Raw genomic sequence first — 16045 nt, forward strand, 5'->3', positions numbered from 1 at the left:
TAAAATTCGCCTAATATTATTCTTTAATTTAGATTTTAATTACCTCAACCGGTCAACTACCTTCGCGCCATGCATTATGCGTCAATAGAAAATTTAAGTAAATCATTTGGTATAAGGAAGCTTTTTAACAATATTAGTTTTCACGTGGAAGAAGGGGATAAAATTGCTTTTGTTGCCCGCAACGGTAGTGGCAAATCCACACTTTTAAAGATTATTGCTGGTCAGGATACCGCTGATAGCGGAACCGTTTGGGTGCATAAAGATGTAAAGGTAATCATGCTGCAACAGGATACGGCTTTTGAAAACGACAGGTCTATTTGGGATAATATTTTAAATATTGATAACCCGGTAGTGCGCATTGTAAAAGAGTATGAAATGTTGCTGGAAAATGAAAGCCATGACGAAAATCGTATAAGCGAGCTCGTTACTGAACTCACGGAAGCGAATGCCTGGAGCTTTGAAAGCGACTTAAAACAAATTCTCGGGAAATTAAATCTTCATCACCTGAATGAGCAGGTAAAAAATTTAAGTGGTGGACAAAGAAAACGAGTAGCATTGGCACAGGCACTTATAGAAGCTCAACTTCACGAAGGCAAATGTTTACTTATACTGGATGAGCCAACCAACCACCTGGACGTGGAAATGATAGAATGGCTTGAAAACTTTTTGGCAACTAATAAAAGTACATTACTGCTGGTTACCCACGATCGTTATTTTTTAGATACGGTCTGCAATGAAATTGTAGAACTTGATGATGAAAAATTGTATGTATACCAGGGAGATTATGATTATTTCTTAGAACAAAAATCGTTAAGGCTCGAGGTGCAGCAGAGTGAGCTTTTAAAGGACAAAAATATTTTCAGAAAAGAACTGGAATGGATGCGTAAACAACCTAAAGCACGCACTACAAAATCTAAAAGCAGGCAGGATGCTTTTGTAGAGGTCGAAGAAAGGGTGAATCAGCGAAAAGAGGTAGCTGAAGTATCATTACAGGTTAAAATGACGCGGCTCGGAGGAAAAGTGTTGGAGATGAAAAAAGTGTACAAGTCTTATGGTGATAAAGTTATAATGAAAGGATTTGACTACACGTTTAAAAAAGGAGAACGCATAGGTATTGTTGGCAAGAATGGAACTGGTAAATCAACTTTCTTAAAAGTGGCGCTTAACATTATACCACCTGATAGTGGAAAAATTAACCACGGAGATACAGTTGTGTTTGGAAATTTTGCGCAGGAAGGTTTACAATATAAAGAAGATAAAAGGGCAATTGAATATGTAAAAGATTTTGCAGAATTTTTTCCTTTGGCTGATGGAAGCAAAATAAGTGCAACGCAATTCATGGAGAAATTTGGCTTTACTGCCCAGCAACAATTTACACCTTTAAGTAAGCTGAGCGGCGGTGAAAAGCGAAGGTTACATCTTTTAAGCATTCTTTTCCGCAACCCCAACTTCTTGGTATTGGATGAACCGACAAACGATTTGGATTTACAAACCCTTCGCACACTCGAAGAGTTTTTACAGGACTTCCCGGGCTGTATAATAATTGTGAGTCACGACCGGTACTTTATGGACCGTTTAGTAGATCATATTTTCGCGTTTGAAGGTAATGGAGAAATCAAAGATTTCCCCGGTAATTATACCCAATATCGTACGTGGAAGCAGTTGGAAGAAAATAAGCCCAAAACGATAGCGACCCCTCCAAACAATATGGAGCAAATAAAATCTAAAAATACTAACAGCGCGAGTGCAAAATTTACCTTCAAAGAAAAAAATGAATTCGAACAATTGGAAAAAGAAATTCCCGCTTTAGAAAAAGAAAAAAAACTACTGGAAGTAAAAATGAATAATGGTACTTTAGATTTTGAGAAATTGCAAGCGGCTGCCGAAAGAGTTAGCGAGATAATTGTACTTCTTGACAAAAAAGAAATGAGATGGCTTGAATTGAGTGAAAAGGTTAACTAGAAATTCTTTTATACAAATGATTTAATATGAAGAAACCGGCGATTATTTTTTTTGTAATCACTTGTTGCTCCCTTATCCTTTTGAATGCAAACGGAGAGGTACGCTTACCTGCTGTAATTGGCGACCACATGGTATTGCAGCAACAAAGCGAAGTTAAATTATGGGGCTGGTGCGATCCGGGAGAAAAAATAAGTGTTAACCCGAATTGGGATACTGCTACCTATAAAACTATTGGCAATCCCGATGGCAAATGGATAATTTCAATTAGGACTCCGGCTGCGGGCGGCCCATATGAAATTACTTTAGCCGGTAATAACAAAGTGGTTATTGAGGATGTATTAATTGGAGAAGTGTGGGTATGCAGCGGACAAAGTAATATGGAAATGAATTACAACTGGGGAATAAAACAATATACCTCTGATGCTGAACATGCCTCCAACAAAAGCATTCGCTTATTTCATATACCAAGGCTAACGGCCCTGTACCCGCAGGAAGATACCAAAGGCCATTGGGTTGTTTGCAATCCTGATGACATGAAGAAATTTAGCCTGGCAGGTTATTTTTTTGGTCAAAAATTAGAGGAAACTCTTGATGTTCCCGTTGGGCTGATCGAATCAGATTGGGGAGGCACTCCTGCCGAAGTGTGGACACCAAAAGCTGCGATAGACAGTAATGCTGTTATTAAAAAAGTTGCCAATGAATTGAAGACAATACCATGGGGGCCAATAAGAGTTGCCGCTTGCTACAATGCCATGATTTATCCAATAACGAATTATAATATTGCCGGTGTAATATGGTACCAGGGTGAGGCAAATGTTGAGCATGCATCCACTTACGAAGATTTATTTTCAACAATGATAACCGCATGGCGGAAAGCATGGCAGAAAGAATTCCCTTTTTATTTTGTACAAATCGCTTCTTATGCGGGTTACGGTAATAATATTTCGGGGGCCTTACTGAAGGAAGCTCAAACAAAAACACTGGCTGTACCCAACACAGGCATGGTTATTATTGATGATCACATAGCCGATATAAACAATATTCATCCCACAGATAAAAAAGACGTTGGTACCAGATTGGCCAACCTTGCCCTTGCGGAAAACTATGGCAAGAAAGACATCGTTTATAAATTTCCAATGTATAAAAGTATGCAGGTAGATAAAGGGAAAATAACGATTGACTTTATAAACGCAGATAATGGTTTAATAAATACCGGAGATACAGTTAAGGGTTTCTATATTGCGGGAGCAGATAAAGTCTTTTTACCTGCAGTAGCAAAAATTAAGGGCAACACAATTATCGTATACAATAAAAATATCACCGATCCTGTGGCTGTCCGTTTTGATTTTACTAACTTTTCAGTCCCTTCATTATTCAACAAAAAAGGATTACCCGTAAATCTTTTTCGGTCCGATAATTGGAATGACATAAATACAGTGAATGGCAAATAAAAGTTAGGATTAAAATTTTGTAATAATTATATTGTGGAATTCGTTTTGTCGTAGAGAAGGCTATCTTAAAATCAGAAGGCTTTGCAAACAAAAACTCCCGAGGAAAAATTTATCCTGCAGTATCTTAAAGAACAGCTGCCGGATAATCTTACGTATCACGGCTTACATCATACACTTGATGTATTGGATGCCGCATTGAAAATTGCCGAATCAGAAAATATTTCTGAACAGGAGATAAAACTTTTGAGGATTGCGATCTTATATCATGATGCAGGATTTACTACAAAATATAAAGACCATGAAGATAAGGGGTGTGAAATGGCAAGGAAAAATTTACCTGCTTACGGCTATAGCAGTAAAGAAATAGAAATAGTGTGCGGAATGATTATAGCAACCAAAATTCCGCAAACGCCACATAACCTTTTGGAAAAGATCATTTGCGACGCCGATCTTGACTATCTTGGTCGCAACGATTTCCATAAAATAAGCAATTCATTGTTTGAAGAAATGAAGATTTACAATAATCTTCATGACGAAAAAGAATGGAATAGAATCCAAAAAAAATTCCTGGAAAAACATCAATACTTTACTGAATTTGGACAGAAAAACCGCGAACATAAGAAGCGGGAGTATTTGAAGGAGATCAGCCAATTAGTGTCTTCGTACGAGTGAATACTTTATTAATTCGGTTCAGGTTTTATTATTAAAAATCACCCACTTTTTTACAGGCGGTAATAATATTCGATTTGAGAATATTAGTTTAGCTATATCTTCTCACACCATAAAAAGGGTTATATGATTAAGCCATTAACTGCCACCCTAATTTTTTGTAGCATCTTTTTATTAGTTAAATCCCAAAAGACCTACACAGAAGTGACTCTTCCTGAATTGCTCCAGCGGCTGGAGAAGAAGGACACCAACATGATTGTTTTGGATGTAAGAACCAAAGGAGAATTTTATGATTCCAGTTCAACATATCAGCAATCAAATATTGGTCACATAAGAGGAGCTATAAATATTCCCTTGCAGGATTTTAGGAAAGATCCCACTAACGTTCACCAGTTAGACGGTTACAGGCATAAAGATATTTATGTGATTTGTTCGCACAGTTACAGAAGCCGCGTAGTCTCTAACTTACTTTTAGATAGCGGCTTTGAACATATAAATAATACTCGTGGCGGTATGACAGAATTTTTTAGAAGATATAACGAAGTTGCGCCTTTCGAAAAAGATTTATATGAAACCGGCGTTAATTATAAAAATATATCCGCATCTCAATTAATTCAGGATTTACTGCGCAATAAAAAACCCATACTCATTAACGTTAGTAATACACCCCGATTCTTCTGGGATTCCCTAAATATTACATTTTATAAATATTATCCTGCATTTAAAAATGCCTTGAATTTTAACTACGCCGATTCTTTAAGAATCCTGGAAGCTGTAAAAAAAGTAAACGGGCAGCCTGTAGTTCTATATAATAATACCAATTACGGCGCTGCTGAGTTGGCCGGGTGGCTCACACGTAAGGGCATACCGAATGCTACTTACCTTGTCGGAAACATCTATTTATTATATGAGTATATTGTTAACGAGAACTTGAATGCCACTACAAATAAATTTCTCAAAATGAATAGCGCAATAAATTTTATAACGCCTTCTTTGTTTTGTGATAAAATTACTGCCTCCAAAATTATTGATCTTCGGCATGATACAATATTTAATAAAATAACAGAGGGAGCCAAATACAACTACAAGCATTTAAAAGATGCAGTTAATTTTTTTGCAGGTAAAGGAGTCATGCAGTTTATGGAACAATTTCCTGATAAAAAACGTGCGTACGTTTTTGTTTCTGAAAACGGCATTGACGGACTCGAATTTGCTGACGAACTCACAAAAAAAGGGTATAAAATCGATTGGGTAATTGGCGGAATGCAGCGGTGGGAATGGTACATGAATAATATTGAAACATTTAAATGCATGGATTATTTGGTTAATTAACTATAACTGAAATATTTTTTAACAGCAGATTTTTATACTCTCAACTATTATTTGCATTATGAAAAAAGTTCTTGCAACAGTTTCCATATTTATATTTTCTTTTTCTTTTTTGAACGCACAATCCCCAGATGAAAAATACGATTCATCATTGGCGAAGAAATTACATGCAGATGATTATGGAATGAAAAATTATATTCTTGTTCTCCTTAAAACAGGTAGTAATACGTCCGTGACTAAAGTTGCCGAAGATTCAATTTTTCACGGACATCTCAATAACATAGGAAGGCTTGCAAGAAACGGCGATTTAGTTTTGGCCGGACCGTTCGGCGTCAATGATAATAATTATCGCGGGTTATTTGTTTTAAATGTCTCCACTTTTGAAGAGGCAAAAAAACTTTTGAACACCGATCCTGCCATCCAGGCAAAACTACTGGAGCCGGAAATGTATTTATGGTACGGGTCGGCATCTCTGCAGGAGATACTTCCGATCCATGATAAAATTCAAAAATTGAAATTTTGACAAATGCCTTACCAACCAAAGTTCCCCGCTTCTTAATCTTCAATTTTAGTAACTTGTTTTCTTTTGGCCGAAAGCATTTCTTTTGGAACAGAATTGCAAATCACTTCCTTCAATACATCAATCACTCTTTGCTTTACAAAATGCCTGTAGGTAACAATGCTTATCTCTCGGACGGGAACTGGTGGTTTAAAATGCCTGACAAATTTTTTATCTTTTGAACTTAGTTCATTCAGAGCAAGTTCCGGGAGTATCGTGATGCCGTTGTTCATATCCACCATTTTTTTCAATGTTTCGATACTTCCTGCTTCGTATTCAAGGTTACTTGTTTTTAATCCTTTTTTTCTTAACTCACATAAATTTAAAATTTGGGTTCTCAGGCAATGGCCTTCCTCCAGCAGCCACAAATGATTAATATCAATATCGTTTGGGATTAAGAATTTTTTCTTCATTAACGTTTCATTGCTGGATGCATACACAACAAATTGTTCGTAATAAAGAGGCTGTTCTTTTAGTGCGTCGTTATTAAGTGGTGTAGCCAAAATACCTGCATCCAACTGGTGATTTTTCAACTTTTCGATAATCTGTTCGGTAGTAAATTCTACAATCTTAAATTTTAAGAGAGGGTATTTTTTTAAAAATGAATTTAAAAACAGTGGCAAGAGATAAGGTGCAACAGTTGGGATAATACCAAGTCTCAAAGTTCCCTTTATTTCTCCTTTAAGTTCATCAACAATTAACTTCATTTTATCGGCTTCCTGCAAAATTATTTTTGCCTGTTTAATGATGACTTCGCCAGCTTCGGTAGGTACAACCGGTTGTTTGCTCCTGTCAAAGATTTTTACTCCCAATTCATCTTCGAGCTTTTGTATCATCATACTGAGCGTAGGTTGCGTTACGAAGCACTTTTCAGCTGCCTTTGCGAAATGCCGATGCGTGTCAACTTCGAGTATATATTTCAAATGCTGTAGGTTCACAATATAGATTTTGTCTATGTAAAGGTAAATACAATCAATTTGTTTTATCAATGGCCCGGGAGGATATTTTGTGTAGCAGCACAGATCAAATTCGGTGGACATTTATGTACATTCGTTTTCTAAATATCCGATTAATGAAAGAAAGATTCTATTCGCTTGATGTTTTTCGGGGTGCTACCGTATGCCTGATGATCATGGTAAATAATCCGGGCAGTTGGGAGCATATTTATGCACCGTTAGATCATTCGCCATGGCATGGTGTTACACCAACGGATATTGTTTTTCCTTTTTTTCTTTTTGCGGTTGGGAATGCTTTGGCATTTGTTATGCCAAGGCTTGAAGTTGCCGGGCCTTCGGTATTTTGGAAAAAAATTATAAAAAGGACTTTGCTAATATTTTTAATAGGACTCTTTCTTAACTGGATGCCATTTTTAAAATGGGATGATAACCATCTCGTATTTAAGCAATGGAGTTATGTTGACGCTGAGGGGCATCCTGCTGGTGTAAGAATTTTAGGTGTGCTGCAACGAATATCTCTGGCTTATTTTTTTGCATCGATTATTATTTATTTTTTTAAAATACGCGGCGCCTTTTTTATTGGCTGTGTAATACTTTTAGGATATTGGTTTTTATGTGTAGCGGGTAATCCCGCTGATCCTTTTAGTTTATCGGGATGGTTCGGCACAAATGTGGATAAGGCCATTTTGGGAGAAGCGCACATGTACCATGGTGAATCTTTGAATGGGCATCCTATTGCATTTGACCCCGAAGGATTCATGAGTTTGTTTGGCGCCATTGTGCAGGTAATTTTTGGCTACCTCATTGGAGACTACATCATTAAAAAGGGGAAAACGCCGGAAATGGTTAACGGCTTATTTGTGGCGGGCGCTATATTTCTTTTTGCAGGATATGCGTGGGATATGGTTTTCCCCATTAACAAAAAAATATTGACGAGCTCTTTCGTCGTATACACGTCCGGGTTAGCAATGATTATTCTGGCAGTAATGGTTTATCTAATTGAATTAAAAGGTAAGAAGGGATGGCTCACTAAATTCTTCGATGTGTTTGGAAAGAACCCGCTGTTCATTTTTGTATTAAGTGGATTTTTGCCGCGTGCACTAGCGCTCTTCAGAATTCCTACTGCGGAAATTGATACAACAGGAAAATCAATTTACACGACGCCGTTTGGCTGGTTTTACGAACATGTTTGTAAACCAATTTTTCCATACAATTTAAAAAATGGTTCCTTATTGTATGCACTTTGCATGATCACATTTTTATGGCTGATCGTTTGGTGGATGGATAAAAAGAAAATCTATGTGAAGGTGTAAAAGGTGTCAGGCCACTTGATGATCAAGCATGATGTGTAAGTATATTTCAGTGGCCAGACACCTATAGTTAATTCAAAAGTTTAATCTTATAACTTGTTTTAAATAAAGCAGACTCACCGGGTTCAAGGGTGATAACGCCCATGCCACTGTTAAAGGCATCCGGTGCGCCGCTTAAATTTTCTATGGCGATATTTTTGCGATGCGGTGGAATGTAAATTTGTAGATACGGATATGATTTTTCCGGGAGAATTTCTATCTCAATCTTTTTTGCCGGATTGCGCAATACGCACATTGGCTGGCATGCATCCATATTCAGGGTGAAGCAATTATCAAAAAAAGTAGTACCTATATTTTTCAAGGCATTGAATTCGGAGTAAGGAATTAGATTTTGTGTTGGAATTAATTCACTGTTAAACTCCACCATTTCTTTTGATTGAAATTCTAATTGCAGGTCATCTGCTGAATCGCCCAAATTAAAATAAGGATGCCATCCATCCTGCATCGGTATTAAACCTTTGTCTTTGTTGGTACACTCCGTAGTTACCGATAATTTGTTATCTTTTTCAAGTTGCCAGGTAACTATGCAATCGTAGTTAAAAGGGTAACCGGACTCTTGACCCCTGTATTCATATCTCATGGTTAGTGATGCATGCAATTCGTTGGCAGTTTTACCTGTAACTTCGTAAGCCTTGTTGTAAAGAATACCATGTATGGCACTTTTCCCCATATAAAACTTTTCCAGTTTATATTCATTTCCGCCAAAATGGTACCTGCCGTGATTTAACCGGCATACGAACGGGGAAAGTTTAGAACCCATAAAACCACTGGCTTCATGATTATGTATAAAATTTTCAGCCGTATCGTAACTGTCAATTACATTTATGGCCGTTCCATTATGCGATATGGTAAATTCGTTGAGAACAGCTCCGCAGGCGGGAAGTATTACTGCAAATGTGTTTGAATCATTATCCTGTAAAATAAATTTTTCAAAGCCATTTTCTTTTTTTGTCTTAATTGAAAACATAGTGCGCCAATTTACACAATGTTTTTTTTAATTTGACTCCAAAATTTTTAGAACAATTTTTTCTTCGGGAAAAAGATCAGTTTTTTTATCGGTTTTTTGTATTTCTTCAAGTTCATCTATATACTTTTCAATCTTTTTATTTTCGTACAATGATAATATTAACGGGTGCACATAATATTTTTTGCAAACAGCACGGGTATTACCAAGTTGCCCCGCAACTATATCAAGCGCGTCAACAATTCTTTGTTTCGTTTCTGTTTGCGTATCACAACATCCAAACGATTTTAAAGCCAGAAAAGCCGAAACGGTTCCGGACCAGGTTCTAAAATCTTTAGCTGTAAAGTCTCCCTGGCTTATTTCCCGGATATAATTATTTACGAGGCCAGAGTCTATTGATCGGGGATTACCTTCCTCGTCATAAAACTGAAATAGTTCCTTTCCCGGAACGTCGCGGCATTTTTTAATAATAGTTGCAAGCTTTTTATTCTTAAGCACAACCTTATGATAGATTCCCTTCTTTCCAACAAATGCAAAGGTTACTGAATGTCCGTTAAGTTTTACATGTTTGTCTTTTAAAGTGGTTAGGCCAAATGATCCGTATGTTTTTTCATAATAGCTATTGCCTACCCTTATGTTGGTGCGCTCCGTTAATTTTACTACTGCAGCAAGCACTTTATTAAGAGGTAGCCCGGGCGCATTGATATCTTTCTCCAATTGTGTTCGTATAGCCGGCAATACCCTGGCGAAATCAACAAGCCTATAAAATTTTGTATGATTTCTTAGTGAATTCCAATGTGAATGGTATTTATATTGCTTTCTGTTTCTCGTGTCGAAGCCAGTAGCCTGCAAATGGCCATTTTCTTTTTTGCATATCCATACATTTTTCCAGGCAGGTGGAATAACCAAATGTTTTATTCGAAGCAACTCTTCGTCATCTACAATTTTTTGGGAATTAAAATAATATTCAAATGTTTCTCCCTTCTTTTTTCTTTCGATACCTGGTTCTTTATCGGTAACATAGATCAGCTTAGCTGCTCTTGCAGTTCTCTCTTCATCGTTAATAATGCTTTTTAATTTTCTTTTGGAAACTTTGGGCGGCTCAATTGTTTCGTTCATTTTATTTATTCTTCTTTGAGGAAATTACTCTACAAAAGGCTTGTTACATCAAAAAGGCAGACGCTTTGGCCTGCCTTTTCCCCTTTGACTTTAAAGCTTATTCATCCGTGTCGTCTGCACGTGGAAACGCGTATTCGCCAACCCTGCTTTTTTCATTTTGTTTATTTTCACTATTATTTTCATTCTTCTTATTTTTTTTGCGACTTTTTGCCGCAAGATGAAGCTGGGTATCTGTTCCCGCAGAAACGCCACTTTCCAGGTGGGTATCATTTGTTTCTGTTCCCAACTCATTACTTCCTAATGAGGGTTGGGTTATTTGTTCTCTGTCTGTCATAACAATTATTTTTAAAATGGATAATAATTAAGCAATGAAAATAATATGCCAATACTCCTGACTGGTATTTTATAACCACGTATTAACAAGGAATCGCGTTATTTTGATTATGAATTATTTGGCTCATGCTTTACTTTCTTTTAATGAAAAAGATATTCTTGCCGGAAATATGATTAGCGATTATGTAAAAGGTAAAGCAAAATATACTTACCCTGCAGGAATACAAAATGGAATTCAACTACATCGCTTAATTGATGAATTTACTGACACGCATCCCGTCACAGCAGAAGCAAAAAACTATTTCAGGCCACGGTACCGTTTATATTCCGGCGCCTTTGTTGATGTTGTTTATGATCATTTTCTTTCGATAGATGCTAATCAATTTACAGCTTACGGAAACCTTCATGACTTTTCACAGGCGGCGTACCAGTTAATGGATAAAAATGTTTTATTATTCCCAACGCGTTTTCAAAAAATGTATGGATACATGAAATCGCAAAATTGGTTGTACAATTACCAGTTTAAAGAAGGTATACAAAAGAGTTTTAAGGGGCTTGTTTACAGAGCCGTTTATTTAAATGAATCTGATATTGCATTTGAAATTTTTAATGAACACTATGCCGAACTCCAAAATTGTTATCGCGAATTTTTTCCTTCTCTGTTACAGTTTGCCCGGGAGAAAATGAGCGACTTTACTGTAGTTTAAATCCGTTTATATTTGCAAGTCAAAATAGATGGACGCCATTTTTCTTCTTTCAACTTATAGAATCAAACCCCGGTAATTGCCGGATTAAAACCTACATCATCTTGAAACTTGACACTAAATTAATACATGCAGGCCTCGAACCTGACCCTTCAACAGGGGCTATTATGACACCTATTTTTCAAACCTCCACCTTTGTTCAGGAAAGCCCGGGTGTGCATAAGGGTTATGAATACGCAAGAACGCAAAATCCTACCAGGCATGCATTACAGAACGCATTGGCTGCCATAGAAAATGGTAAATACGGACTTTGTTTTGCCAGTGGTTCCGCAGCTACCGATGCGGTGATAAAATTATTAAATCCTGGTGATGAAGTTGTTGCCGCTAACGATATGTATGGTGGAACTTACAGGATGTTTACAAAAGTATTTCAAAAATATGGACTGAAATTTCATTTTATCGACATGCAGGATGCGAAGGAAGTTTCAACATATATTAATAAGAATACAAAACTCATATGGACGGAAACGCCTACCAATCCAATGATGAAGATCATCGATATTGAAGCCGTTGCTGTTATAGCAAAACAGAACAATATTTTACTTTGTGTAGATAATACTTTTGCTTCGCCGTATCTGCAAAACCCCTTGGATTTGGGCGCGGATATCGTAATGCATTCTGCAACCAAATACATCGGGGGCCATAGCGATTCTGTGCATGGTTGTTTAATAGTGAATGACGAAAAGATTCAGCAACAACTGGCATTTATACAAAACGCAACAGGCGCGGTTCCCGGCCCGCAGGATTGTTTTTTAATGTTAAGAGGATTAAAAACATTACATGTAAGAATGCAACGCCATTGTGAGAATGGAGAAAAAATTGCCAGGTGGCTCAGGCAAAATCCAAAAGTTGATAAAGTTTTCTGGTGTGGATTTGAAGATCATCCCAGTTATGGAATTGCGAAAAAGCAAATGCGTGGATTTGGCGGAATGTTAAGTTTCACTTTAAAAGATGATAATATAGCTGCGGCAAACAAGGTACTTTCTTCTACTAAACTTTTTGCATTAGCTGAAAGTCTTGGTGGCGTTGAAAGCCTTATTGGACATCCTGCGAGCATGACGCATGCAAGTATTCCAAGAGAAGAACGAATTAAAAATGGCCTTGTTGATTCATTAATGAGATTGAGTGTAGGTATTGAAGATGGTGATGATTTAATTGCTGATCTGGACAATGCAATCGGATAGCTAACTCTTTTATTATGATTTTATACAACTGAACTTTTTGTTTTAATGAATAAAGCCAATGCGCAAAATGAGCTTAAGAGATTTCTTGATCAAAAAGTAATTCAGTTTAATCAACCGTCTTTTATTAAAGACGATCCAGTTTGTATTCCGCATTTATTTTCAAAAAAACAAGACATAGAAATCGCAGGATTTTTCGCTGCCATATTTGCCTGGGGAATTCGTAAAACAATTATTAATAAGAGTAAGGCACTCTTAGAATTGATGGATAACTCGCCCTATGATTTTTGCCTGCACCATAGTGATGAAGATTTAAAAAAGGTTGAAAGATTTTGCCACCGAACGTTTAATGATACTGATCTTTTATATTTTATTTATTTTTTAAAATCTCATTACTCAAAACATAGTTCACTAGAAGTTGCTTTCTTTAACAATAAAACAATAAGTCATTTTGATAATGTAATTGAGACTTCCCTAAACTACTTCCACCAATATTTTTTTTCTCTTGAAGATGTTCCTGCAAGAACAAAAAAACACATTGCTTCACCTCAAAAAAATTCCACTTGCAAACGATTAAATATGTATTTGCGTTGGATGGTTCGCAATGATGATAAAGGCGTTGATTTTGGAATCTGGAAAAAAATCAAACCGTCACAATTAATTTGCCCGGTAGACTTGCATGTTGCAAGAGTAGCTAAACATTTCAAATTGCTTACGAGGAAACAGCTAGATTGGCAGGCAGCTCTTGAACTAACTGAAGTGTTAAAAAAGTTAGATAAGGACGATCCTGTAAAATATGATTTTGCCTTGTTCGGTTTAGGAATATTGGAAAAGTATTAGTATCAAATTGAGTTGGCTCAGGCAAGACTATATCCTAATAAACTTATTTAAAGATCCGGGAAATTCTTCTTCGGTTATTGCACAATTTTTTCCACGAGTTATCAGTGCGTTGGATGCGGCTCTTTTAATCTAAACCTAATTACTGCAATTTTTTTTCATTGAATTAACATCTATGTAAAGATGTTATTAAAATTGATGCAAAAAAGTCATGTTCCTGCAGCAAAAACCTTTCGGGCATTGAGTTTGTGGCACGTAAAATAAAATATTTAACTTATGAAAAAAACAATATTATTTCTTTTAGGATTAGCCGGATCATCCCTTGTTTATATAGGATGCTCTAAACAACCACTTAATAATTTAACTACTGATGAATCCCGCATTTATATCACAGATCATGATTCTTCCGTTAACTTTTCTAATTACAAAACTTACAGTATTTCCGACTCGGTAGCTGTTATCAATAACGGAAATTCAACACGTGAATTGAATGATATAGATCAGGCATACATTTCAGCAGTAAAGAAATACATGGACAATATGGGATATGTATTAACTGGTAAAAATAATAATCCCGATTTAGGTGTCGATGTAAGTCGCATTATCAGCACAACCACGGGCGTTATCAGTTACGGCGACTATTGGGATTATTATAATGGATATTGGGATCCATATTATTGGGGCTATCCCGGCTACGATTATTATGTACCGTACTCCTACAGCGTTTACCAGATCAAGGAAGGAGCGATATCGGTTGACATCTTAGACTTAAAAGATGCTTCGACTAACGATAAGATCAATGTAATCTGGACCGGGCTGATAAGAGGTTCCGGAATATTCGATTCAACGGTAGCGGATAGCCAGGTTAAAGCGTTATTTGACCAGTCATCGTATTTGAAGATCAATTAAAATGTATAAATATGAAAAAAATTAAAACAATGTTTGCTGCTGTTTGTAGTTTGTTATTCATTACAATTTCTGCAAAGGCGCAAGACGGGAAATTGAAACTTCACCTGAATTATAATTACAGCATACCGGTAGGTAACTTTAAATCCGATTTGGTAAGTAATACTTCGCCCCGCGGATTTAACGGAAGCCTTTTGTATACTTTTAATAACAAATGGGAAGGAGGGTTATCGGTTGGCTACCAGGACTACTATCAAAAATATGGAAGAACTGTCTATGCCTTGAGTAAAACACAGGATGTTTCTGCCGTATTAAGCAATTCAATACAAACAACACCTGTTCTATTAACTGCCAGGTTTTTTCCTCTTAATTCAACTCTTGTTAAACCATACATTTCGGCGGGCGCAGGTGTTAGTATTATCGATTTTCGTCAGTACCTGGGTGAATTTGGGAGCGAACAAACTAGTGGAGGATTTCTTGCACAAGGTGGCCTTGGCGTAGCCATTCCGTTTGGGCGGTTAAAAACTTCTGGTGTTGAGATCGGCGCCAATTATGATTATTCGCCTTACAATAAGTATAATTATAATGATTTGAATACTGTTAATGCACATGCAGGTGTATTTTTCCAGATAAGATAATTTTTTACACCAGGTCTATGTTAGAAAAACCTCCGTCTGTTTCGGGGGTTTTTTTATTTACTTTGTGATGCCACATGGAATTAAGCAACGACATATCTCTCCCTGATAAAATTATCGAAGCTGCCAATTCTATAACCGGAAGACCGCCCGAAGTTTTCAGGCTGCAATTAAGTTCTTATATCAACGATTTAATTAATAAAGATTTCAATGCACTAATTCAACTTTTATACCGCGTAGATGTTAGTGAACAAAAGCTAAAAACTCTTTTAAAACAGCACCAGGACGTCGATACGTCCTTACTGATTACGGACCTCATTATTGAACGCCAGCTACAAAAAATGGCTACAAAAAAATATTTTGATGAAAGGGGAAAATCATCGTCGGACGAGAGTTGGTAAGTGTGCGATTTTTGTATCTTAGTCTTCTATGATATTGGAGGTAAACGATAAAAAAAGCAGGAAAGAATTTCTTTTACTTCCACAGCGCTTATATAAAGACGACGTAAATTTTATCTCTCCCCTTCATAAAGACATAGAAGCAATTTTTGATCCCAAACAAAACAATTTTCACTCTCACGGTATTTGTAAGAGATGGATTTTAAAAAAAGAAAATATTACCATTGGACGAATCGCTGCCTTTATTAATTATGAAAAAAATAAAAATCCCGAATTGATAATCGGAGGAATTGGTTTTTTCGAATGTATCAATGACCAAACTGCTGCATTTGAGCTTTTTGATACAGCAAAAGAATGGTTACAGAACAACGGAGCCAAGGGCATGGATGGTCCGGTTAATTTTGGCGAAAACGACAAGTATTGGGGTTTGCTAATTGAGGGTTTTATTCCGCCAGGTGTTGGCATGAATTATAATCACAAATATTACCAGCAATTTTTTGAAAATTATGGGTTCAGCAGGCTTTACGATCAATACACAAATGTTATACATGTAACCAAACCATTCCCGGAACGGTTTACTAAAATTGCAGATTGGATCAATAATAAACCCGA

The 16045-nt window shown here is 36.6% G+C and carries 16 protein-coding genes and 1 pseudogene; 13 read left to right on the forward strand and 4 right to left on the reverse strand.

The window, feature by feature from the left end:
- Positions 1 to 69: 69 nt before the first annotated feature.
- The 5 genes from ACO1O5_RS09100 (at position 70) to ACO1O5_RS09120 (ending at position 5934) form a co-directional block, all read left to right on the forward strand.
- A complete protein-coding gene (locus ACO1O5_RS09100) occupies positions 70 to 1962 on the forward strand; it encodes an ABC-F family ATP-binding cassette domain-containing protein (RefSeq protein ID WP_486269535.1) in 1893 nt (630 codons plus the stop codon).
- A 26-nt stretch (positions 1963 to 1988) separates the two neighbouring features.
- Positions 1989 to 3413 (forward strand): sialate O-acetylesterase, encoded by a 1425-nt coding sequence (locus ACO1O5_RS09105; RefSeq protein ID WP_486269536.1) that lies wholly within the window; start codon positions 1989 to 1991, stop codon positions 3411 to 3413.
- Between the two features lie 81 nt (positions 3414 to 3494).
- Positions 3495 to 4085, forward strand: a complete 591-nt coding sequence (locus ACO1O5_RS09110) for an HD domain-containing protein (RefSeq protein ID WP_486269537.1) — start codon at positions 3495 to 3497, stop codon at positions 4083 to 4085.
- 123 nt (positions 4086 to 4208) lie between these two features.
- Entirely contained in the window at positions 4209 to 5414 is a 1206-nt protein-coding gene (locus ACO1O5_RS09115) for a rhodanese-like domain-containing protein (protein WP_486269538.1), read from the forward strand.
- A 58-nt stretch (positions 5415 to 5472) separates the two neighbouring features.
- The gene (locus ACO1O5_RS09120) at positions 5473 to 5934 is read left to right on the forward strand and encodes a YciI family protein (RefSeq protein WP_486269539.1); all 462 of its coding nucleotides are present in this window, start codon (positions 5473 to 5475) and stop codon (positions 5932 to 5934) included.
- Positions 5935 to 5966: 32 nt separating this feature from the next.
- On the opposite strand, the gene ACO1O5_RS09125 is transcribed toward ACO1O5_RS09120, so the two are convergent.
- The gene (locus ACO1O5_RS09125; protein WP_486269540.1) at positions 5967 to 6908 is read right to left on the reverse strand and encodes a hydrogen peroxide-inducible genes activator; all 942 of its coding nucleotides are present in this window, start codon (positions 6906 to 6908) and stop codon (positions 5967 to 5969) included.
- 134 nt (positions 6909 to 7042) lie between these two features.
- Here ACO1O5_RS09125 and ACO1O5_RS09130 point away from each other — a divergent pair, with 134 nt between their 5' ends.
- Positions 7043 to 8239: an acyltransferase family protein gene (locus tag ACO1O5_RS09130; protein ID WP_486269541.1), complete on the forward strand. Its 1197-nt coding sequence runs from the start codon at positions 7043 to 7045 to the stop codon at positions 8237 to 8239.
- A gap of 67 nt (positions 8240 to 8306) precedes the next feature.
- Here the strand turns inward: ACO1O5_RS09130 and ACO1O5_RS09135 are convergent, their stop codons facing one another.
- From ACO1O5_RS09135 to ACO1O5_RS09145, 3 genes are all read right to left on the reverse strand, one after another.
- Positions 8307 to 9263 carry an aldose epimerase family protein gene (locus ACO1O5_RS09135; protein WP_486269542.1) on the reverse strand — a complete coding sequence of 319 codons (957 nt, stop codon included), beginning with the start codon at positions 9261 to 9263 and terminating at the stop codon, positions 8307 to 8309.
- A 27-nt stretch (positions 9264 to 9290) separates the two neighbouring features.
- Positions 9291 to 10379 carry a DNA topoisomerase IB gene (locus tag ACO1O5_RS09140; protein ID WP_486269543.1) on the reverse strand — a complete coding sequence of 363 codons (1089 nt, stop codon included), beginning with the start codon at positions 10377 to 10379 and terminating at the stop codon, positions 9291 to 9293.
- A gap of 97 nt (positions 10380 to 10476) precedes the next feature.
- A complete protein-coding gene (locus ACO1O5_RS09145; protein ID WP_486269544.1) occupies positions 10477 to 10713 on the reverse strand; it encodes a hypothetical protein in 237 nt (78 codons plus the stop codon).
- A gap of 109 nt (positions 10714 to 10822) precedes the next feature.
- Between ACO1O5_RS09145 and ACO1O5_RS09150 the strand changes: the two genes are divergently transcribed.
- The 7 genes and pseudogenes from ACO1O5_RS09150 to ACO1O5_RS09180 all read left to right on the forward strand — a co-directional run.
- Positions 10823 to 11419 (forward strand): acyl carrier protein phosphodiesterase, encoded by a 597-nt coding sequence (locus tag ACO1O5_RS09150; protein ID WP_486269545.1) that lies wholly within the window; start codon positions 10823 to 10825, stop codon positions 11417 to 11419.
- A 101-nt stretch (positions 11420 to 11520) separates the two neighbouring features.
- Positions 11521 to 12660 (forward strand): cystathionine gamma-synthase, encoded by a 1140-nt coding sequence (locus tag ACO1O5_RS09155; protein ID WP_486269546.1) that lies wholly within the window; start codon positions 11521 to 11523, stop codon positions 12658 to 12660.
- A 45-nt stretch (positions 12661 to 12705) separates the two neighbouring features.
- The gene (locus ACO1O5_RS09160; protein WP_486269547.1) at positions 12706 to 13497 is read left to right on the forward strand and encodes a TIGR02757 family protein; all 792 of its coding nucleotides are present in this window, start codon (positions 12706 to 12708) and stop codon (positions 13495 to 13497) included.
- 273 nt (positions 13498 to 13770) lie between these two features.
- Positions 13771 to 14403 carry a DUF4136 domain-containing protein gene (locus ACO1O5_RS09165; RefSeq protein ID WP_486269548.1) on the forward strand — a complete coding sequence of 211 codons (633 nt, stop codon included), beginning with the start codon at positions 13771 to 13773 and terminating at the stop codon, positions 14401 to 14403.
- A gap of 11 nt (positions 14404 to 14414) precedes the next feature.
- Positions 14415 to 15038, forward strand: coding sequence for an outer membrane beta-barrel protein (locus ACO1O5_RS09170; RefSeq protein ID WP_486269549.1), 624 nt, complete (start codon positions 14415 to 14417; stop codon positions 15036 to 15038).
- Positions 15039 to 15112: 74 nt separating this feature from the next.
- Positions 15113 to 15436, forward strand: a complete 324-nt coding sequence (locus ACO1O5_RS09175; protein ID WP_486269550.1) for a hypothetical protein — start codon at positions 15113 to 15115, stop codon at positions 15434 to 15436.
- A gap of 28 nt (positions 15437 to 15464) precedes the next feature.
- A pseudogene (locus ACO1O5_RS09180) lies at positions 15465 to 16045 on the forward strand (GNAT family N-acetyltransferase); the annotation flags it as partial.

It is taken from the genome of Ginsengibacter sp., from assembly GCF_057362405.1.